Annotated in this window: 18 protein-coding genes; 11 read left to right on the forward strand and 7 right to left on the reverse strand. The window is 72.0% G+C overall.

Annotated elements, in window-relative coordinates; translation table 11 throughout:
- Positions 1-82: 82 nt before the first annotated feature.
- Positions 83-976, forward strand: coding sequence for a phosphoribosylaminoimidazolesuccinocarboxamide synthase (locus HNR68_RS04395; protein WP_179717873.1), 894 nt, complete (start codon positions 83-85; stop codon positions 974-976).
- 218 nt (positions 977-1194) lie between these two features.
- On the opposite strand, the gene HNR68_RS04400 is transcribed toward HNR68_RS04395, so the two are convergent.
- Together HNR68_RS04400 and HNR68_RS04405 are read right to left on the reverse strand one after the other, a co-directional pair.
- Complete coding sequence (locus tag HNR68_RS04400; protein WP_179717875.1) at positions 1195-1830, reverse strand: MBL fold metallo-hydrolase; 636 nt, start codon at positions 1828-1830, stop codon at positions 1195-1197.
- Positions 1831-1956: 126 nt separating this feature from the next.
- Positions 1957-2358 (reverse strand): hypothetical protein, encoded by a 402-nt coding sequence (locus tag HNR68_RS04405; protein ID WP_179717877.1) that lies wholly within the window; start codon positions 2356-2358, stop codon positions 1957-1959.
- A gap of 267 nt (positions 2359-2625) precedes the next feature.
- Here HNR68_RS04405 and purS point away from each other — a divergent pair, with 267 nt between their 5' ends.
- From purS to purL, 3 genes are all read left to right on the forward strand, one after another.
- A complete protein-coding gene (purS, locus tag HNR68_RS04410) occupies positions 2626-2865 on the forward strand; it encodes a phosphoribosylformylglycinamidine synthase subunit PurS (RefSeq protein ID WP_179717879.1) in 240 nt (79 codons plus the stop codon).
- 100 nt (positions 2866-2965) lie between these two features.
- The gene (gene purQ, locus HNR68_RS04415; RefSeq protein WP_179717881.1) at positions 2966-3643 is read left to right on the forward strand and encodes a phosphoribosylformylglycinamidine synthase subunit PurQ; all 678 of its coding nucleotides are present in this window, start codon (positions 2966-2968) and stop codon (positions 3641-3643) included.
- Positions 3640-5949: a phosphoribosylformylglycinamidine synthase subunit PurL gene (gene purL / locus HNR68_RS04420; RefSeq protein WP_179717883.1), complete on the forward strand. Its 2310-nt coding sequence runs from the start codon at positions 3640-3642 to the stop codon at positions 5947-5949. Before purQ ends, purL begins: the two co-directional genes overlap by 4 nt.
- A 96-nt stretch (positions 5950-6045) precedes the next feature.
- Here purL and HNR68_RS04425 read toward each other — a convergent pair whose 3' ends face one another.
- A complete protein-coding gene (locus tag HNR68_RS04425; protein ID WP_179717885.1) occupies positions 6046-7080 on the reverse strand; it encodes a pentapeptide repeat-containing protein in 1035 nt (344 codons plus the stop codon).
- Positions 7081-7221: 141 nt separating this feature from the next.
- Entirely contained in the window at positions 7222-7941 is a 720-nt protein-coding gene (locus HNR68_RS04430; RefSeq protein ID WP_246330386.1) for a lysozyme, read from the reverse strand.
- Positions 7942-8528: 587 nt separating this feature from the next.
- Here HNR68_RS04430 and HNR68_RS04435 point away from each other — a divergent pair.
- Positions 8529-10643, forward strand: coding sequence for a putative bifunctional diguanylate cyclase/phosphodiesterase (locus tag HNR68_RS04435; RefSeq protein WP_343049934.1), 2115 nt, complete (start codon positions 8529-8531; stop codon positions 10641-10643).
- Between the two features lie 4 nt (positions 10644-10647).
- On the opposite strand, the gene HNR68_RS04440 is transcribed toward HNR68_RS04435, so the two are convergent.
- Together HNR68_RS04440 and HNR68_RS04445 are read right to left on the reverse strand one after the other, a co-directional pair.
- Complete coding sequence (locus tag HNR68_RS04440; RefSeq protein ID WP_179717892.1) at positions 10648-12528, reverse strand: glycoside hydrolase family 15 protein; 1881 nt, start codon at positions 12526-12528, stop codon at positions 10648-10650.
- 50 nt (positions 12529-12578) lie between these two features.
- Positions 12579-13157 carry a type VII secretion system-associated protein gene (locus HNR68_RS04445; protein WP_179717894.1) on the reverse strand — a complete coding sequence of 193 codons (579 nt, stop codon included), beginning with the start codon at positions 13155-13157 and terminating at the stop codon, positions 12579-12581.
- 169 nt (positions 13158-13326) lie between these two features.
- Between HNR68_RS04445 and HNR68_RS04450 the strand changes: the two genes are divergently transcribed.
- From HNR68_RS04450 to purM, 6 genes are all read left to right on the forward strand, one after another.
- Positions 13327-13722, forward strand: a complete 396-nt coding sequence (locus HNR68_RS04450) for a PRC-barrel domain-containing protein (protein WP_179717896.1) — start codon at positions 13327-13329, stop codon at positions 13720-13722.
- 290 nt (positions 13723-14012) lie between these two features.
- Positions 14013-15188 carry a S8 family peptidase gene (locus HNR68_RS04455; RefSeq protein WP_179717898.1) on the forward strand — a complete coding sequence of 392 codons (1176 nt, stop codon included), beginning with the start codon at positions 14013-14015 and terminating at the stop codon, positions 15186-15188.
- Between the two features lie 255 nt (positions 15189-15443).
- Positions 15444-16244, forward strand: a complete 801-nt coding sequence (locus HNR68_RS04460) for a DNA-binding response regulator (RefSeq protein WP_179717900.1) — start codon at positions 15444-15446, stop codon at positions 16242-16244.
- 117 nt (positions 16245-16361) lie between these two features.
- Positions 16362-16748, forward strand: coding sequence for a sterol carrier family protein (locus HNR68_RS04465; protein ID WP_179717902.1), 387 nt, complete (start codon positions 16362-16364; stop codon positions 16746-16748).
- Between the two features lie 145 nt (positions 16749-16893).
- Entirely contained in the window at positions 16894-18486 is a 1593-nt protein-coding gene (gene purF / locus HNR68_RS04470; RefSeq protein WP_179717904.1) for an amidophosphoribosyltransferase, read from the forward strand.
- Positions 18487-18589: 103 nt separating this feature from the next.
- The gene (purM, locus tag HNR68_RS04475) at positions 18590-19702 is read left to right on the forward strand and encodes a phosphoribosylformylglycinamidine cyclo-ligase (protein ID WP_179717906.1); all 1113 of its coding nucleotides are present in this window, start codon (positions 18590-18592) and stop codon (positions 19700-19702) included.
- 476 nt (positions 19703-20178) lie between these two features.
- Here the strand turns inward: purM and HNR68_RS04480 are convergent, their stop codons facing one another.
- Complete coding sequence (locus HNR68_RS04480; RefSeq protein ID WP_179717908.1) at positions 20179-20367, reverse strand: DUF3073 domain-containing protein; 189 nt, start codon at positions 20365-20367, stop codon at positions 20179-20181.
- Positions 20368-20435: the final 68 nt, after the last annotated feature.

Below are 20435 nucleotides of genomic sequence, written 5' to 3' on the forward strand. Positions count from 1 at the left end.
CTGCGCCACGCCGGTGCGGTCCGCGCCACGTGGAGCGGCCCGTGTGCGGGTGCGCGGGGACCCGTGGGGGAGAATCCGGCACGTGGTTGCACTCGCCGAATACCCCCAGATCGCCGCGGGCAAGGTCCGCCAGTTGCACGCCGTGGACGACGACCACCTGCTGCTGGTGGCCTCCGACCGCATCTCGGCGTACGACCACGTGCTCGACACGCCGATCCCGGACAAGGGCCGGGTGCTCACCGCGATGAGCGTGTACTGGTTCGAGCTGCTCGCCGACCTGGTGCCCAACCACCTGGTCAGCGCCGACGACCCGCGCATCCCCGGCGAGGTGCGCGGCCGCGCGCTGCTGGTGCGGCGGCTGGAGATGCTGCCGGTCGAGTGCGTCGCGCGCGGCTACCTCACCGGCTCCGGGCTGGCCGACTACCAGCGCACCGGCGCGGTGTGCGGGGTCGAGCTGCCGCCCGGCCTGGTCGAGGCCTCGCAGCTGCCGGAGCCGATCTTCACGCCGGCCACCAAGGCGGAGATCGGCGACCACGACGAGAACGTCAGCTTCGAGGCGGTGGCCGCGACGGTCGGCCAGGAGCGCGCCGAGCAGCTGCGCGAGGTGACGCTGCGGGTCTACCGGCGGGCGGCGGAGCACGCGCGCGAGCGGGGCGTGATCCTCGCCGACACCAAGTTCGAGTTCGGCCTGGCGCCCGACGGCTCCCTGGTGCTGGGCGACGAGGTGCTCACGCCGGACTCCTCGCGCTACTGGCCGGCGGACGGCTACCAGCCGGGCCGGGTCCAGCCGTCGTTCGACAAGCAGTACGTGCGCAACTGGCTGACCTCGCCGGCCTCCGGCTGGGACCGCGGCTCGGACGTCCCGCCGCCGCCCCTGCCGGACGACGTGGTGGCGGCGACCCGCGACCGCTACGTGGAGGCCTACGAGCGGATCACCGGCCGCTCCTTCGCCGACTGGCCCACCCCGGAGGCCTGACCTCCAGGGCTGCCTCCCGCGCAGCGTCGACGCTCGTCCTCGTCCAGGGGGAGATTCCGAACGAGACGGAGCGAGACGATGCCCCTGATGGCGTCGACGACCCGTTCGACGACGCGTTCGACGACCGGCTCGACCGGTACGACCTGGACGACGACCGGTTCGAGCACGACCGCTGAGCGCGTGTGCGGCGCGGGGCCCGGGAGCCCCGCGCCGACGCGTCAGACCTCGGCCGCGGTCCCCCGGGTGAGGACGTGGACGGTGGTGCGCTCCGGCTTGAGCTGCTCGAACATCCGGTAGTGCATCTGCGGCCGGGCCAGCACGGCCTCGTGGATCGGCACCGCGGTGCGCGGGGCCACCGCGCGGAGGAAGTCGACCGCTTCGGAGAGCTTCAGCCACGGCGCCCCGGTGGGCAGGCCGAGCACGTCGACCCGCTGGTCGGGCACGAAGAACGAGTCGCCGGGGTGGTAGAAGGCACCGCCCTCGACGAGGTAGCCGATGTTGTCGACGACCGGGATGTCCGGGTGGATCACCGCGTGCCGGCCGCCGACGACGGTGACCGACGTGCCGCCGAGCTCGAGCGCGTCCCCGGCCCGCGCGGTGGTCGCCTCCAGGCCCTTCGACTCCACCGGCCCCGCGGAACCGGGGTCGACCACGAGCCGGGCGCCCGGGTTGGCCTCGAGCAGCGCGGGCAGCCGGTCCAGGTCGAGGTGGTCGGGGTGCTGGTGGGTGATGAGCACGGCGTCCAGGTCGCGCAGGCCCTCGAAGTCCGAGGAGAACGTCCCCGGGTCGATCAGCAACCGCGCCGAACCGGTCTCGACCAGCACGCACGAGTGTCCGAAGTGGGTGATCTGCACGGTGTTCCTCCTCGGTGTCCGGTGCTGCACCCCCACTCTGGCACGGTGATCAGTCTCCGGTGCGGGCGAACCCGAGGACACCGCGGGGCGCTCCCGGCGCGGTCGGAGCGCCCCGCGGCGAGCAGGTCAGCCGAGGACGGTGATGACCATCGTCGGCCCGGCGGAGCCGCCGACGCGGGTGTGCACGGTGTAGTCCCCCGGCGGGACGTCGGCGATGGTCGCCACGGCCTCGACGACGCCGTCGCGGTCGGTGACGATCTGGGCCACGCCCTCGTCGGCCCCCACCGGGTGCTCGCCGTTGCGCACGAACGCCGCGGAGGAGATCCAGCTGACCCCCTCCAGCCCGTGGTCGAGCCGCATGACCAGCGTGTTGCCCGGCCGGACCTGCGACTTGTCGGCGGTGAAGCCCGGCTGCTCGGCGACCGCGACCCGGTCGGTCGGCTCCGGTGCGGCGATGGCGGGAACGGTCGCGGTCAGCGCCATCCCGGCGATCAGGGCGGCCCCCAGCAGCGTCTTGATGGTGCGCATCGGTGTGCGTTTCCCCTCAGTGGTTCGGATCAGTGCCGGGCACCTCTCTCATGTGCCCGACCGTTGGACGGCCGGGAGGGGCAAAGGTTTAGACAGGTCGCGCTTTTTGTGACCGACGGCACAGGTGCGACTCGGGACGTGGTGAGCCACACCGCACCCACCGCCCCTGCTGGGAGGGGTGAAGCCGCAGCTCAGTTACGCTTTGGCAGTACTGCTGGCCATCCGCCGGGTCCCGGCGGATCTGCACGGAAACCGGGAGCAGCACCCGTGGCCCGAGTCGTTGTCGACGTCATGCCGAAGCAGGAGATCCTCGACCCGCAAGGGCAGGCGGTGGCCAATGCGCTGCCGCGGCTCGGGTTCACCGGGGTGACCGAAGTCCGCCAGGGGAAGCGTTTCGAGCTGGAGGTCGCCGACGACGTCGACGACGACACGCTCGCCAAGATCGCCGAGACCCTCCTGGCCAACCCCGTCATCGAAGACTGGACCGTGCGCAGGGTCGAGGCGTGACCCGCGCTCTTCCCACCCGGCTCCGGGCACGCGGGGCCGGGGGACGCGAGATCGGTCCGGACGCACCCACCACTGCACAGCGCGGAGAGGCGGTACTGGCATGAGCGCGAAGATCGGCGTCATCACCTTCCCCGGCACCCTCGATGACGTCGACGCAGCCCGCGCGGTGCGTCGCGCCGGTGCCGAGCCGGTGGCCCTCTGGCACGCCGACCGCGACCTCAAGGGCGTGGACGCGGTGGTCGTCCCGGGCGGCTTCTCCTACGGCGACTACCTGCGCTGCGGCGCGATCGCGAAGTTCGCCCCGGTCATGACCGAGGTGGTCGAGGCCGCGGGCAAGGGCATGCCGGTGCTCGGCGTGTGCAACGGCTTCCAGGTCCTGTGCGAGTCCGGGCTGCTGCCCGGCGTGCTGACCCGCAACGCGGGCCTGCACTACGTCTGCCGCGACCAGTGGTTGAAGGTGGAGAACACCAGCAGCGCGTGGACCACCCGCTACGACGAGGGTGCCGAGCTGCTGATCCCGATCAAGCACGGCGAGGGCAACTACATGGCCGACGAGGCCGTGCTCGACGAGCTCGAGGGCGAGGGCCGGGTGCTGTTCCGCTACGCGGGGGAGAACCCGAACGGGTCGCAGCGCGACATCGCGGGCATCACCGACGCGCGCGGTCGGGTCGCGGGCATGATGCCGCACCCCGAGCACGCGATCGACCCGCTGACCGGCCCCACCGACGACGGCCTCGGCATGTTCCTGTCCGTTCTGGATGCACTGGTGGCAGCATGAACAACCCGGTGAACGCAGCTCCCGGCGGTCTGGCCGTCGACACCGTGGACCACGCGAAGTCCACGCCCGAGGTCGCCCAGCCCTACCGCGAACTGGGGCTCAAGGACGACGAGTACGCCCGCATCCGGGACATCCTGGGGCGTCGGCCCACCGACGCCGAGCTGGCCATGTACTCGGTCATGTGGAGCGAGCACTGCTCCTACAAGTCGTCGAAGGTGCACCTGAAGTACTTCGGTGAGACCACCACCGAGGAGATGCGCCAGAAGATGCTCGCGGGCATCGGCGAGAACGCGGGCGTGGTCGACATCGGCGACGGCTGGGCGGTGACGTTCAAGCTGGAGAGCCACAACCACCCGTCGTACGTCGAGCCCTACCAGGGTGCGGCGACCGGTGTCGGCGGCATCGTCCGCGACATCATGGCGATGGGCGCGCGCCCGGTGGCGGTGGCCGACCCGCTGCGGTTCGGCCCGGCCGACGCCGAGGACACCAAGCGGGTGCTGCCCGGCGTGGTCGCCGGCGTCGGCGGCTACGGCAACTGCCTGGGCCTGCCGAACATCGGCGGCGAGGTCGTCTTCGACGAGTGCTACAGCGGGAACCCGCTGGTCAACGCCATGTGCGTGGGCGTGATGAAGGTCGACGACCTGCACCTGGCGCACGCCAGCGGCACCGGCAACAAGATCATCCTGTTCGGTGCGCGCACCGGTCTGGACGGCATCGGCGGCGTGTCCGTGCTGGCCTCGGAGACCTTCGAGGGCGACGAGAGCGGCGCGGGTCGCAAGAAGCTGCCGAGCGTGCAGGTCGGGGACCCGTTCGCCGAGAAGGTGCTCATCGAGTGCTGCCTGGAGCTCTTCCACGCCGGCCTGGTCGTCGGCATCCAGGACCTCGGCGGGGCGGGCCTGTCCTGCGCCACCTCCGAGCTGGCCTCGGCCGGGGACGGCGGCATGCGGGTCGACCTGGACCAGGTGCCGCTGCGCGCCGCCGGCATGACGCCCGCGGAGATCCTCTCCAGCGAGTCGCAGGAGCGGATGTGCGCCGTGGTGGAACCGTCCAACGTGGACGCGTTCCTCGAGGTCTGCGAGAAGTGGGACGTCACCGCCACCGTCATCGGTGAGGTCACCGACGGCGACAACCTGGAGATCTACTGGCACGGCGACCTCGTGGTGGACGTGCCGCCGCGCACCGTCGCGCACGAGGGCCCGGTCTACGAGCGGCCGGTCGAGCGGCCCGCCGAGCAGGACCTGATCGTCGCGGACAGCGCGAACACGCTGGCCCGTCCGTCCACACCGGACGAACTGCGGGAGACCGTCCTGCGGATGGCGGCCTCGCCGAACCTGTGCTCCCGCGCGTGGGTCACCGACCAGTACGACCGCTACGTGCGCGGCAACACCGTGCTGGCGCAGCCCTCGGACGGCGGGATGCTGCGCATCGACGAGGAGTCCGGGCGCGGCATCGCGGTCTCCACCGACTGCAACGCCCGCTACACCCGGCTCGACCCGTACGCGGGCGCGCAGCTGGCGCTGGCCGAGGCCTACCGCAACGTGGCGACCACCGGTGCGACGCCGGTGGCGGTCACCAACTGCCTGAACTTCGGGTCTCCGGAGGACCCGGGCGTGATGTGGCAGTTCCAGCAGGCGGTGCGCGGTCTGGCCGACGGCTGCCGCGAGCTGGGCATCCCGGTGACCGGCGGCAACGTCAGCTTCTACAACCAGACCGGGCAGAAGGCGATCCTGCCGACCCCGGTGGTCGGCGTGCTCGGCACGATCGACGACGTCACCCGCCGCATCCCGACCGGCATCGGCGGCGAGGAGGGCGAGACGCTCCTGCTGCTCGGCGAGACCCGTGAGGAGTTCGGCGGTTCGGAGTGGGCCCGGGTGGTGCACGACCACCTCGGCGGGGTGCCGCCGAAGGTCGACCTGGCGCGGGAGAAGCTGCTGGCGGAGATCCTGGTCGCGGGGTCGCGTGACGGGATGGTCTCGGCAGCGCACGACCTGTCCGAGGGCGGCCTGGCGCAGGCGCTGGTGGAGACGGCGCTGATCGGCGAGTGCGGTGCCCGCGTGGTGCTGCCGGAGGGCGCGGACCCGTTCGTCTGGCTGTTCTCCGAGTCCGCGGGCCGGGTCCTGGTCGCGGTCCCGCGCACCGAGGAGACGCGCTTCACCGACATGTGCACGGCCCGCGGCCTGCCGTGGCACAAGATCGGTGTCGCCGACGCGGGGTCGGACTCGCTGGACATCCAGGACGTCGCGGACATCCCGCTGACCGAGCTCCGCGAAGCCTGGGAGGGCACCCTCCCCGAGCTCTTCGGCTGAGTCCTCGGTGACGGGGCACCTCCCGCCACCCCGGTCGGTGGGAGGTGCCCCGCACGCGTTCGACCGGAGGTGCCCGTCGTGCCGTCCGGCGCGGGCTCACGCCCTCCAGGTGGGTGGGAGGGTGACGTCGTGGTCGGGGTCGGTGGTCGCGCCGTCGGTGAGGGGGTCGGTGCGGAAGGTCGCGCCGGCGAGGTGGACGTCGTGCTCGAAGCGCGCTGAGCGGAAGTCGGCCTGCGCGTGGAACTCGGCGCCTTCCACCGACAGGCTGCCGGTGAAGCGGGCCTCGTCGAACCCGGCCTGGCCGGTGAAGCGGGTGCGGCGGAAGCTCGTGCGGCCGTGGAACTCCGCGCGGGCGAACCAGGCGCCCTGGTGGAACACCGCGTCGTCGCACCGGAACCGGCCGGGCCGGACCGCCGCGGCGGTGAACCACGCCGGACCGTGGAACGCGCACCGGCTGAAGTTGTTGTCGCTGAACAGCTTCCCGTACCGCAGGACCAGCGTGCCGACCTTCCGGTCGGAGAGGTCGAAGTACTCCAGCGTCGCCCCGGTCAGGTCCAGGTCGTAGGCGGGGGCGTCGGCGTCGTCGGCGCGCGGCAGCAGGTCCGCCACCAGCCGCTGCGCGGTGAGCCGGACCTGGAGCATCCGCTCGGCCTCGTCCTGCTCGGCGCGGGAGTCGAGCTCGGCGCCGTAGCGCGGGTGCGCGAAGGGGCGGCGCAGGTAGGAGCACAGCACGTCGAGCACGGTCTGGGTGTGGTCGGGGCGGTTGCGGGCGAGCCCGGCGAGGGCGTGCAGCGCGCCGACGCGCACCTGGTCGGTCTCGTGCCCGAGCAGCTCGACCGCCCGGGCGAACCGCTCGTCGGCGATGCGGTCCCGGTCCAGCTCGGCCCGCCGGTTCTCCAGCTCGTACCGCTCGCGCTCGACGGCCTGCCGCTGTTCCTCGGTGCGGCGCCGGCGGTCGTTGAGCCACAGCGCGTGGAGCGCGACGACGGAGCCCGCGGCGAGCCCGCCGGTGCGCAGCGCGTCGGCGCCGGTGGTGCGCGGGTCGAGGACCAGCAGTCCGACCGTGGCGCCGACCAGCACCGTCACCGCGACGACGATCGTCGCCACCAAGCCGATCCCGCGATCACCCATGCGCGTGATTCTGCCGGGCGGCGGGGCTCGGACGGTCGTGAGTGGCGAGACCGGCTCCAGCCGGTCCGCGCACTCACGACCCCCGGGGTGTCCGGCCCGCGGTGCCGTCGGGAGCGGCACCGCGGGCCGGAGCTGGCGGCATCAGCCGTTGGCCAGGGCCTGCAGGCGGTCGTAGGCGCCGTTGAAGGTGTTCTTGTCCAGCGGCGAGGACGTGTACTGCCAGATCGTCCACACGCTCCAGTTGTGGGGCAGCTGGCCGACCGAGTCGGCGTAGCGCGCCACCCACAGCGGGTTGGTCGAGCTGAAGTCACCGTCCACGCACTGGTTCCACCAGCTGGTGCTGGTGTAGATGACGGGCCAGCGGCCGGTGCGCGAGTGGTAGGTGTCGCTGAAGTCCTTGATCCAGGCGGTCATCTGGCTCTTGGACTTGCCGTAGCAGGTGTCGCCGTAGGGGTTGTACTCCATGTCCAGCGCGCCGGGCAGGGTCTTGCCGTCCTTCGACCAGCCGCCGCCGTTGTCCACGAAGTAGTTCGCCTGCGCCGCGCCGCTCGAGCGGTCCGGCAGCGCGAAGTGGTAGGCGCCGCGGATCATGCCCACGTCGTACGAGCCGTTGTACTGCTGGGCGAAGTACGGGTTCGTGTAGCCGGTGCCCTCGGTCGCCTTGACGTAGGCGAACTTCATGCCCTGGTTCCACCAGGACTGCCAGTCCACGTTGCCCTGGTGGCTGCTGACGTCCATGCCGGGCACGGTGGCCAGCGGGTCCACCTCGGGCACGGCGTGCTCGTCACCGCCCTCGTGCTTGCGGATCTGGGAGCCCATCGGCGTGTCGGTCACCGGTTCGGTGCTGGTCTGCGAGCTCATCGCGGATCCCTTCCCCGGAGTGCTGGCCAGAGCTGGCGCGCACAGGAAGACGCCACCTGCGCAGACCGCAGATACTAAGGAGACGAGTCTGGACAGGCGACTGCGTCCACCCGGACGGTTCATCGGGGCCTCCTGGTTCTGATCGCGTTGCGTTGTCGGGGGACAACGCGGCTTGCCCCGAAAGTGTTGCGAATCGTTTTCGTCAGGAGTAGATCCTGTGTTAGTTTTTAACCGGATCGGCTCAATCCGGACAGCCGTGGGTGGGTCCCTCGCCCCAGGTGGGTAGACATGAGCCGGAGTACAACCTCTCGACCGGGCTGAGCGTCGGGAACAACAGACTGATCACGGCAACCGTGCTCGGCGACAGGTGGTTGCCCAGGGTGATCGCTCCTCGTGGCCGGCCCCCCCGAACGGCTTGATCGGACGAGGTGACGGCTTGCCCCGGGTGCCGCGTGATGTTCGACCGCCGGACCGATCCAGTCGTATGCTCCGAACGAGAACGGGCCGGGCGAGGACGAGTGGAGGGCGCCCCAGGCATGACTGGCTGGACCGCGCCGGTGCCAAGCGCTCACGAGGTGACCGCCGAGGTGAACCGAGCCGACCGACGCCGCTTCGCGGCGGCCTGGGCGCATGCCCTCATGGGGACCAGCTACGTGCCCATGACCAGCGCCGAGATCCAAGGACGCCTGCACGGCTACACCGACCGGCTGGTCGACGCGCTGCTCAGCGACCCGTTCGACACCACGCCCGCCCGCGAGGTCGGGGTCGACCTCATCGCGGTGCACTTCACCAGCGCCGAGTCGCTCGCCCGCACGGTCTCGCTCATCGGCGAGGAGATGCTGGACGTGCTCCGGCTGGAGAGCACGCCCGAGTGGCGCAGCCGGGTCGCCGGGCTGCAGGCCGCGCTGTGCTCGGGGTTCGTGCAGGCCGCGCGCAAGCGGACGCTGGACGAGCAGGAGGCCATCCGGCAGGCCGTGCTCGACGCCCGCGACGCGGTCGAACAAGCCCTGCGCACCAGCGAGGCGCGGTTCCGCGCCATCTTCGCCGAGGCCGCCATCGGCATCGGGATCGGCGACATGGACGGCCGGATCCTCGAGGTCAACGACTCGCTGATCCGCATCATGGGCCGTTCCGGCGACGAGCTGCGCAGCATGCTGGTGTCCGACATGATGCACCCGGCCGACCCGGAGAGCGTCTGGCGGATGTACGAGGAGCTGGTCCGCGGCGAACGCGACCAGTTCCGGGTGGAGAAGCAGTTCTCCCGCCCCGACGGCGGCACGGTGTGGACCGAGATGATCGTGTCCCTGGTCCGGGACGAGGACGGTCTGCCGCTCTACCAGGTCGCGCTGATCGAGGACGTGACCGACCGGCTGATGCTGCAGGAGCGGTTGCGGCACCAGGCCATGCACGACCCGCTGACCCGGTTGCCCAACCGCGCGCTGTTCCTGGAACGGCTCACCCGCGTGCTGCGCGACCACGGTCCCGAGGACCGGGTCGCGCTGTGCTACATGGACCTGGACGGCTTCAAGGTCATCAACGACAGCCTCGGCCACCACGTCGGCGACGACCTGCTGGTCGCCGTCGCCGACCGGCTCGCCGCCGTGGTGCACGGCGACGACCGGCTCGTCGCGCGGATGGGCGGCGACGAGTTCGTGATCCTGCTGCAGAGCTCGGCCGGCACCGACCAGGCCGTCGAGGTCGCCGACACGGTGCTGGACGCGCTCAACGAGCCGTTCCGCGTCGGCGGCCACGAGCTGTCGGTCGGTGCCAGCATCGGCATCGTCGAGCGGCCGGTGAGCGGGCAGACCGCCGCCGAGCTGATGCGCGACGCCGACGTCACGCTGTACTGGGCGAAGTCCGACGGCAAGGGCCGCTGGGCGCTGTTCGACCCGGAGCGCAACGCCACCGAGGTGGCCCAGTTCCACCTCTCGGCGAAGATGCCGGCCGCGCTGGAGCGCGGGGAGTTCTACGTCGACTACCAGCCGCTGGTGGGCCTGCGCGACGAGAACGTGGTCGGGGTGGAGGCCCTGGTCCGCTGGGCGCACCCGGAGCTGGGCCGGCTCGGCCCGGACCGGTTCATCGGGCTGGCCGAGGAGACCGGGCTGATCGTGTCCCTGGGCCGGTGGGTGCTGCGCGAGGCCTGCCGCCAGGCCAAGCACTGGCAGGACCAGTTCGGCTCCACCGCGCCGTTCGTCAGCGTCAACCTCGCGGTGCGGCAGTCGCGGGACCCGGACCTGGTCGGCGACGTCGCGGCGATCCTGGCCGAGACCGGGCTGGAACCGTCGCGGTTGCAGCTGGAGCTCACCGAGAGCGCGATCATGGGCACCGCCGACGAGCCGCTGGACGCGCTGCGCGCGCTGTCCCAGATGGGCGTGCGGATCGCCATCGACGACTTCGGCACCGGCTACTCGAACCTGGCCTACCTGCGCCACCTGCCGGTGCACGAGCTGAAGATCGCGGGCTCGTTCATGGAGGGCCTGCGCGACGCGGAGCGGGCGGACCCGGTCGACGCCCGCATCGTCGCGACCCTGGTGGACCTGGCGCACGCCCTCGGCCTGACGGTCACCGCCGAAGGCGTGGAGACCCTGGCCCAGGCCCGCCGGATGGCCGACATCGGCTGCGAGACCGGCCAGGGCTACCTCTTCGCCAAACCCGGCTCGCCCGAGGAGATCACCCAGTTCATCGCCGACCGCCTGGACTGACGCCTCAGCGGGGCCGGCCGTCGCGGCGGCTGCGCTGGCCGCGGGTGAGGCCGCCGTAGAGCACCGCCGCCGAGTTGACCAGCGCCAGGTGGCTGAAGGCCTGCGGGAAGTTGCCCGCGAAGCGACCGGTCTCGCCGTCGTACTCCTCCGCGTACAGGCCCACGTCGTTGGCCAGCGCCACCAGCTCGCCGAACAGCTGCTCGGCCTCCGCGCGGCGCCCGATGGAGGCCAGCGCGTCGACCAGCCAGAACGAGCAGGCCAGGAACGAGCCCTCCCGGCCGGTCAGGCCGTCCACCTCGTTGTGGTCATCGGTGGTCGTGTACCGGTCGACCAGCACCCGGTGGTGCTGCAGCTCCCGCTGCACGGCCTCGACCGTGCCCACCACGCGCTCGTCGTCGCCGGGCAGGAAGCCCACCGACGGGATCAGCAGCGTCGCCGCGTCCAGCGTGCGCCCGCCGTAGTACTGGGTGAACGCGCGCAGCTCCGGGTTCCACGCCTGCTCCAGGACCTCCGCGCGCACCTCGTCGCGGATCTCCCGCCAGCGCTGCACCGGTCCGGGCAGCCCGTCCTCCTCGGCGGCGCGCACCGCCCGGTCGAAGGCCACCCAGACCATGACCCGGGAGTGCGTGAAGAAGCGGCTCGGGCCGCGCACCTCCCACAGGCCGCGGTCCGGCTGCCGCCAGACCTTCTCCAGGTGGCGCAGCATGCCGCGCTGCAACGCCCAGCTCTCCGCGCTGTCCGGCAGCCCGCGCTCCCGGGCCAGGTGCAGCACGTCCATGACCTCGCCGTAGACGTCGAGCTGGAGCTGCCGGAAGGCGGCGTTGCCGAACCGCACCGGCACGCAGCCGCGGTAGCCCGGCAGCCACTCGGCCTCCCACTCCACCAGGTGCCGGGCGCCGTCGACGCCGTACATGATCTGCAGGTCGGCCGGGTCGCCGGCGACCGCGCGCACCAGCCAGTCGCGCCAGGCCGCCGCCTCCGCGGAGCAGCCGAAGTCGTCCAGCGCCAGCAGCACCAGGGTGGCGTCGCGCAGCCAGCAGTACCGGTAGTCCCAGTTCCGGTCGCCCGGCACGGCTTCCGGCAGCGAGCTGGTCGGCGCCGCGACGATCCCGCCGGTGGGCGCGTAGGTCAGCGCCTTGAGCGTGGCCAGCGAGCGGTTCACCGCGGGCGCGTGCGGTCCGCGGTAGCAGATCTTCGTGGTCCACTCCCGCCAGAACCGCTCGGCCTCGTCGACCTCCCGGACCGGGTCGACGGGCGCGGGCAGGTCGTCCGCGTCCGGGCACCACTGCAGGGTCCAGGACAGTTGCTCGCCCGCCCGCACCGCGCGGACCAGCTCGTGCGCCCGCTCGTGCTCGACGCGCTGCGGCAGGACGTCCCCGCGCAGCACCGCGGTGTGCGGACCGGCGATGGCCAGGATGAACTCGTCGGTCGCCGACCCGGTCTCGCGCACCCGGCGCACCCAGGGCACCGACTCGCCGTAGGCGAACCGCACCACCCAGCGCAGCTTGACGTCGACCTCGCCGGAGATCCCCTGCACGGTCCGCACCAGGCACGGCTGGGCGCGGTGGTCGGCGGCCTCGTGCGGGCGCATGCAGTCGACCAGCCGCAGCACGCCGTCGTCGGTGTGGAAGTCGGTCTCCAGCACCAGCGAGTTGTCCCGGTACCGGCGGCGCACCTCCCGGACCGGGGCGGTCGGCGCGATCTGCCAGTGCCCGTCGCGGTCGGTGCCGAGCAGCCGGCAGAAGCACGACGGCGCGTCGAAGCGGGGCAGGCAGAGCCAGTCGATCGACCCGTCCTTGCCGACCAGGGCCGCGGTGCGCAGGTCGGACAGCAGGGCGTAGTCCTCGATCGGCCCCGGCTCGCGGTGCCGCTGATCGCCCGTCATCCCACCGAGAGTAGGCACCCGGCGGGGTGATCACAGTTCGACCGAGGCGCTCAGGACCGGTCGGCCGCGGCCTGCACCAGGACGCTGTGCGGGATCACCGCCTGGACCGCCTCGTGCAGGTTGAGCCCGAGCGCGAGCCCGTCCAGCAGCTCCGGCAGCGCGCTGCCCGGCACGCGGCGGAAACCCGGCCAGTCCTCGGGGACCCGGCCGGCCGAGGTGCACGCCGGGAGGAGCTGGCTGCCGTCGGACATCTCGGCGGCGTAGAGCATGCGGTCGTCCTCGCTCGGCGCGTAGAGCAGCAGCTCGGCGTCGAGGACCGCTGCGGGCAGCGCGGAATCGTCCAGGCGCCCCTCGGCGATCTCGACCAGCACCCGCTCCAGCTCGTTGGTCGGCTCGGGCCGCTCGGTGACCATCTTGGACGGCTGGTAGCGGTCGTTGTGCTGGAACTCCTCGTCGATCTCGCCGTTGGCGTCGATCCGGAAGGCGCCCACGATGCCTTCCGGCGGGACCTCGCCGCCGTCGGTGCCGTAGCCGGGGTCGGTGATGTAGAGCCAGCTGTTGGGGTTCTCTCGGGCGTGCGCCCGCATCTCGTCGGTGATCGGCGGGGTGGGCGGGGTCGCTTCGGACATGGACGGCTCCGTGCTGTCGATCTCGTGCTCAGCTGCTGCAGGGCACCACTCCGAGGGTCCCACCCGGTCCCGGGGCGGCGCCGAGGAGCCCCCGCACCAGCCGTTCCGAAGTGCCGCTGCGCCGGATCCGGGGGGAAACTGGCGAGAGGGTCCGGGGAGGGGAGCGGCGATGATCGGTCAGCGGGAAGCGTTGCGGATGTTCGGCTGCGAGGTGTTCGACCCGGACGGTCATCGGATCGGCATCGTCGGCCAGCTGTTCATCGAGGACGAGACCGAGCAGCCCGCCTGGGTCACCGTCCAAACCGGACTCTTCGGGACCAACGAGAGCTTCGTGCCGCTGGAGGGCGCGGCCTTCGACGGCGACACGCTCACCGTCGCGGTCGGCAAGGACGCGGTCCGGCTGGCACCCCGGGTCTGCCTGGACCAGGGCGACCTGCCCCCGGCGCAGGAGCGCGCCCTGTACCTGCACTACGGCATGAGCTACGGGGTGGCCCCCGACGGCTCGGCCGAGGAGTACGTGGAGGCGGTCCGCCTCCGGCTGCGGCGCTGGGTCGCCGCGACCTGACTCCTGGTCACTCTGCGCACGCGGACGGGCACCGTCCGGCTCGGCGTGCTGGCCGTCGTGGAGCGCCCGCCCCGTGATCTCCCACCCGCCCGCCGCTGATCGCGGCGGGCGGGATTTTGCCTGCTCATTCCCGGTAAGAGAGCCAGAGCTGGGAAAGCGTTCACCCCTCCGTCCGATTGTGTGGCGACAATTCGCCAACATCACCCGTACGAGTGTTTTCCCTGGTTACGTTCCGGCGTGAAACACCTTCGCTCGGCCCCACCCGAGCGAATCCTTGAAGGAGGGGACACATGAGGAAGCTGCTCTACGGCACCGGGGCAGGGGTTGCCGCAGCGGCGCTCGTGTTCGCCGGGGCTCCCGCCGGCGCACAGCCGCAGATCGACCTCGCACCGCTGTACCTGCACCCGCAGGCCAAGGTGACGAGCGCCGAGGACGCGGACGTCTACATCGTCAACCTGAAGGACGGCGTCACCGCCCAGGGTGTCGCTGAGGAGCTGGGGGTCCAGGCCCGCCACGTCTTCGACTCCGCCATCAACGGGTTCTCGGCCAAGCTGACCCCCGAGCAGCTGGACGCGGTGCGCGCCAGCGACAAGGTCGAGGGCGTCTCCGAGAGCTACCGCATCCAGGTCGAGCCGGCCAAGACCCAGGCCGCCGAGTCCTGGGGCCTCGACCGCATCGACCAGGCCGACCTCCCGCTGGACGGCGACTACTCCCCGAACGGCTCCGGGTCGGGCGTCACCGCCTACGTGATCGACACCGGCATCGACGTCTCGCACCCCGAGTTCGGTGGCCGCGCCGAGATCGGCTTCGACGCCACCGGCGGTGACGGCAGCGACGGCCAGGGGCACGGCACCCACGTCGCCGGCACCATCGGCAGCACCACCTACGGCGTCGCCAAGGACGTCAAGCTGGTCGGCGTCAAGGTGCTCGGCGACGACGGCAGCGGTACCACCGAGCAGGTCGTGTCCGGCATCGAGTGGGTCACCGAGAACCACAGCGGCCCGTCGGTGGCGAACATGTCGCTGGGCGGCCCGAAGGACCCGGCCCTGGACGAGGCCGCGACCAACCTGGTCAACAGCGGCGTCTTCCTCGCCGTGGCGGCCGGCAACGAGAGCCAGGACGCCTCGAACGTGTCCCCGGCCAGCGCTGAGGGCGTGTTCACCACCGCCGCGTCGGACGAGAACGACGGCTCCGCCGAGTTCACCAACTACGGCGAGACCGTCGAGGGCTACGCGCCCGGCGTGGACATCGTCTCCACCGTCCCGGGCGGCGGCACCGAGGCGCTGAGCGGCACCTCGATGGCCAGCCCGCACGTGGCCGGCGTCGGCGCCCTGTACCTGGAGGCCAACCCGGACGCCGCCCCGGCGGACGTGATCTCCGCGCTGCAGGGCCAGGCGGCCACCGGCAAGATCGAGAACGCGCCGTCCGGCACGATCACCGACCTGCTGCAGATCGGCGACCTGTGATCCGGTAGCGACATGCGACCGCGGGCCCTTCCTGACGACGATCGGGGAGGGCCCGCGCCGTCGTTCGCTGCTGCATTCGGGGGACGCCGGGACGAGGCCGTTCGGGGTCAATCCAAGGTCGCTGCGAGCCATCCTGCGAAAGTCGGTTCCAGCGACCGTTCCCGGTGGATACGTTTCCATCAACGGGGGTGTTCAGTGTCCACGCGGTACCGGTTCTGAATCGGTGCTGCCAGGGCACACGAGGAGGAGTGTGCCGTGCTCGGATACACCGAGGAGTTGGCGCAGACGTCGACCGCGGTCGACGCACCGGCCAGGGAGACGGCGGCCACTGAGCCGCTCACCGAGCGGGCCGTGCGGGCGCAGGTCGCCTCGGTCACCCGCGCTGCGCGAGCCCAGTCCGGCAACGGTGGCGTGCTGCAGGTCGTGCACGGGGCCAAGCGGGTCGGCTGGGCGGCCTACGAGCTGCAGAGCAACGCCACGCACCTGGTCCAGGGAGTGGCCAAGCCGCCCTACGTGACGACCGGACCGCTGGACTCCCTGGAATCCCGCAAGCTCGCCGAAGGCGTGCAGTACCAAGTGCTCTACGACCGGTCCGCGCTGGCGCTGCCGCCGCAGCTGGACATCACCACCAAGCTCGTCGCCCAGGGCGAGCAGGCGCGCGTGATCCACGTCGCACCGACCAAGCTGATCATGGTGGACAACGAGATCGCGCTGATGCCGCTGACGGTGAGCCAGGACACCGTGGAGAGCGCGGTGGTGGTGCGCAGCTCGGCGATGCTCGCCGCGCTCGGCCGGATCTTCGACGACATGTGGCGCTTCGCCGCACCGTTCACCGCGGCCCAGGACCTGCTGTCCGGCCAGGAGATGCAGCCCACCGAGGAGGAGCGGTGGATCCTGTCGCTGCTGGCCTCCGGGGCCACGGACGACACGATCGGCCGGCTGATGGGCTTCAGCGCCCGCACCGCGCACCGCAGGGTGCGCGAGCTGATCGCCCGCCTCGGCGTGGAGACGCGCTTCCAGGCGGGCATGCAAGCGGTCAAGCTCGGCTGGCTCTAGGTGGTTCCGCGGCTCGCGCTGCGCGGCGGTGCCGGTTGCGGAACCGCAGCGCCCGCCTGGACCGCGGGGGCACCGGGGTCGGAGTGGTGCGGGTGGGGGTCCTCGTAGGCTGGCCGCATGGCGAGTCGACGTGCCGTTGACCCTGGGGAAGTGCGTGGTGCCGTCGCGGCGGTGCGGGGCTGGCTCGACGACGACGCGCAGCGCCCCGCGCGCACCGAGCTCGCCGCCGCGGTGCGGTTGAGCCTGCGGACCTTGGAGCAGGTCGCGCCCGGCAACAGCGTCGAGGTGCGCGTGCCGCCGTTCGCCGCGGTGCAGTGCGTCGCCGGCCCCCGCCACACCCGCGGCACCCCGCCCAACGTCGTCGAGACCGACCCCCGCACCTGGCTGCTGCTGGCCACCGGACGGCTCGCCTGGGGCGACGCGGTCGACCGGGGCGCCCTCACCGCCTCCGGCACCCGGGCCGACCTCTCCCAGTGGCTGCCCCTGGTCCGCGTCGACGACTAGCGTCACGCCGGGTCGCCACCCGGCCACGCGCGGTGCGCGAGCGGCGGCTCGGTGAGACGGCCGCCACCGCCAGGTGAGCGCTCGGTCGGCGCCCCGCTGTTTACACTGAGGTGTAACTCCGGCTCCGTCTCTCAGGGAGTTCTCGGTGGTCACCGACCGGCCCGAACCGGCCAACACCAGCACGTGCGCGGACCTCCCCGGCCCCGCGGAAGTCGAGCGAGACGTCCCCCGCGAGGAGTGCGGCGTCTTCGGCGTGTGGGCACCCGGCGAAGAGGTCGCCAAGCTCACCTTCTACGGGCTCTACGCCCTCCAGCACCGAGGCCAGGAAGCCGCCGGCATCGCCGTCGGCGACGGCTCGCAGGTGCTGGTCTACAAGGACACCGGCCTGGTCAGCCAGGTCTTCACCGAGCAGACCCTGGCGTCGCTGCGCGGCCACGTCGCGGTCGGCCACGCCCGGTACTCCACGACCGGCGGCGGCACCTGGGAGAACGCCCAGCCGACCTTCCGCACCACGGTCGCGGGCACCGGTCTGGCGCTCGGCCACAACGGCAACCTGGTCAACACCGGTGAGCTGCACGAGCGCGTCGTCGCCGAGGGCGTCGACACGGTGGCGGCCAACGCCTCCTCCCCGGCCAACGCCTGCGAGCGCGCCACCACCGACTCCGACCTGGTCACCGGGTTGCTCGCGGCGCGCGCCGCGGACCTGGGCGTCGAGCAGGCGGCGATGGAGCTGTTCCCGACCGTCCGGGGCGCGTTCTCCATGGTCTTCTGCGACGAGGAGACCCTCTACGCGGTGCGCGACCCGCACGGCGTGCGCCCGCTGGTCCTCGGCCGCCTGGAGCGCGGCTGGGTGGTGGCCAGCGAGACGGCCGCGCTGGACATCGTCGGCGCCTCCTTCGTCCGCGAGGTCGAGCCCGGCGAGCTGCTGGCCATCGACGGCGACGGGCTGCGCTCGCAGCACTTCGCCCACCCGCAGCCGAAGGGCTGCATCTTCGAGTACGTCTACCTGGCCCGCCCGGACACCACCATCTCCGGCCGCTCGGTCAACGGCGCCCGCGTGGAGATCGGCCGCCGCCTGGCCAAGGAGCACCCGGTGGACGCCGACCTGGTGATCCCGGTGCCGGAGTCGGGCACGCCCGCGGCGATCGGCTACGCGCAGGCCTCCGGCATCCCCTACGGCCAGGGCCTGGTGAAGAACTCCTACGTCGGCCGCACCTTCATCCAGCCCTCGCAGACCATCCGCCAGCTGGGCATCCGGCTCAAGCTCAACCCGCTGCGCGAGGTCATCCGCGGCAAGCGGCTCGTCGTGGTGGACGACTCCGTGGTGCGCGGCAACACCCAGCGCGCCCTGGTCCGGATGCTGCGCGAGGCCGGCGCCATCGAGGTGCACGTGCGGATCGCGTCGCCGCCGGTGAAGTGGCCGTGCTTCTACGGCATCGACTTCGCCTCCCGCGCCGAGCTGATCGCCAACGGCCTGGACACCGACGGGGTCCGCCGCTCCATCGGCGCGGACAGCCTGGGCCACGTGTCGCTGGACGGCCTGGTCGCGGCCACCGAGCAGCCCCGCACCCGGATGTGCGCGGCCTGCTTCGACGGCGAGTACCCGATCCCGCTGCCGGACGACGCCAAGCTCGGCAAGTACCTGCTGGAGGGCGGGTCCGAGCGGGGCGTGGCCGGGCCGGCCGAACCGGTGCTGCCGACGAGCTACGGCGCCGCCGACGCGCTGCGGCGGCCCTGACCGCTGGCGCAACCGTGCCCCATCTCACCGTCGACGCGTAGCGTTGTCCGTGCTACACATGCGCGTCCGGCGAATCGCAACTGACCAGAATGTGGAGCCAGTCGTGTCCGAAGACCTGCTCGCGGGGTCTACCCAGCCCGAGAGCCCGAAAGCCACCTACGCCGCGGCGGGGGTGAGCATCGAGGCCGGTGACGAAGCGGTCGAGAAGATGCGCCCGTGGGCCCAGCGCGCCACGCGGCCCGAGGTGCTCGGTTCGCTCGGCGGGTTCGCCGGGTTGTTCCAGCTCAAGCTGGACCGCTGGAAGGAGCCCGTGCTGGCCTCGTCCACCGACGGGGTGGGCACCAAGCTCGCCGTGGCGCAGGCGCTGGACAAGCACGACACCGTCGGCGTCGACCTGGTCGCGATGGTGGTCGACGACCTGGTGGTGTGCGGCGCCGAACCGCTGTTCCTGCAGGACTACATCGCTGTCGGCAAGGTCGTGCCGGACCGGATCGCCGACCTGGTCAAGGGCATCTCGGACGGCTGCGTGCAGGCCGGCTGCGCGCTGCTGGGCGGCGAGACCGCCGAGCACCCCGGGATGATGGCGCCCGGCGAGTACGACATCTCCGCGACCGGCGTGGGCGTGGTCGAGGCGGACGCGATGCTCGGCGCGGACAAGGTGCGGCCCGGCGACGTGGTGATCGCGATGGGCTCGTCCGGCCTGCACTCCAACGGCTACTCGCTGGCCCGGCACGTGCTGCTGGACATCGCCCGGATGCCGCTGGAGGGGCACGTCGAGGAGTTCGGCCGCACCCTCGGCGAGGAGCTGCTGGAGCCCACCCGGATCTACGCCAAGGACTGCCTGGCGCTGGCCGCCGAGGCGGGCGTGCGGACGTTCGCGCACGTCACCGGCGGTGGGCTGGCGGAGAACCTGGCGCGGGTCATCCCCCAGGGCCTGACCGCGGTGCTGGACCGCGGCAGCTGGACCCCGGCACCGGTGTTCCGGTTGATCGCCCAGCGCGGCCGCGTCGAGGCCGCGGAGATGGAGCGCACCTTCAACATGGGCATCGGCATGGTCGCGGTGGTGACCGCCGAGGACGTGGACCGCGCCCTCGCGGTGCTCACCGCCCGCCACGTCCCCGCGTGGGTGCTGGGCGAGATCGCCAAGCAGCCGACGGTCGAGGAGGCGGGCGAGCAAGACCGGGTGGTCCTGCGCGGCAACCACCCGCGGTTCTGAGGCGCCGGCGCCGCATTCACCCGCTCGGTCGGGAATCCTCGGACCGGCCCGGTCGTTGAACCGGGAGCCGGCGAGTGCGGTGCCCCCGGGCCCCAACCATCGCCTGCGGGGAACACCGTTCGGCTGGAGCCTCGCAGCGCCTTTCGCCGAGAGGCGGCCCGCCTCGCCGGCCTGACGTGCCGTGCGGCCCGGTCGGGACACCCCGGTCGGGCCGCACGCGTGTGCGCGCTCGAAGCCTCGGTCGGGTCGTCAACGCAGCCAGCCGAGCGGTGCGCCACCGCTCGGCTGCTGTTCCACGAGGCAGACGCACGTGAGTGGCGTCACCGGTGTCCCGGCGACGCCACTCAGGTGAGCTTCCTCCTGTGTGGGACCTGCGAGTTCGTCAATTCCCACGTCTCGGGCGAGACGAACGACGTGCGACGCATGTGTCCACCGAGGGAGCTGTGCGAAAACGGCTGTCTCGGTGGAGACGTGCTTCAGCGCCGGCCGTAGTCGTAGTCGTCGTACCCGTCGTCGTGCGAGTCCTCGCGGTCCTCGTTGGACCACTCGCGGGACTCCGAGCCGGACAGCTCGCGCTGCAACGCCTCGATGTCCATGGACGGGGAACTGTACTTCAGCTCGCGGGCCACCTTCGTCTGCTTGGCCTTAGCCCGGCCGCGCCCCATGGCTCGACCCCCTCGCACAGGGTGTGCGGGGCGGACAGGGGAAAGTCGGCCCCGCATGATCTCGACAA

The sequence above is a fragment of the Saccharopolyspora hordei genome (genome assembly GCF_013410345.1).
GTDB classification, from domain to species: domain Bacteria; phylum Actinomycetota; class Actinomycetes; order Mycobacteriales; family Pseudonocardiaceae; genus Saccharopolyspora; species Saccharopolyspora hordei.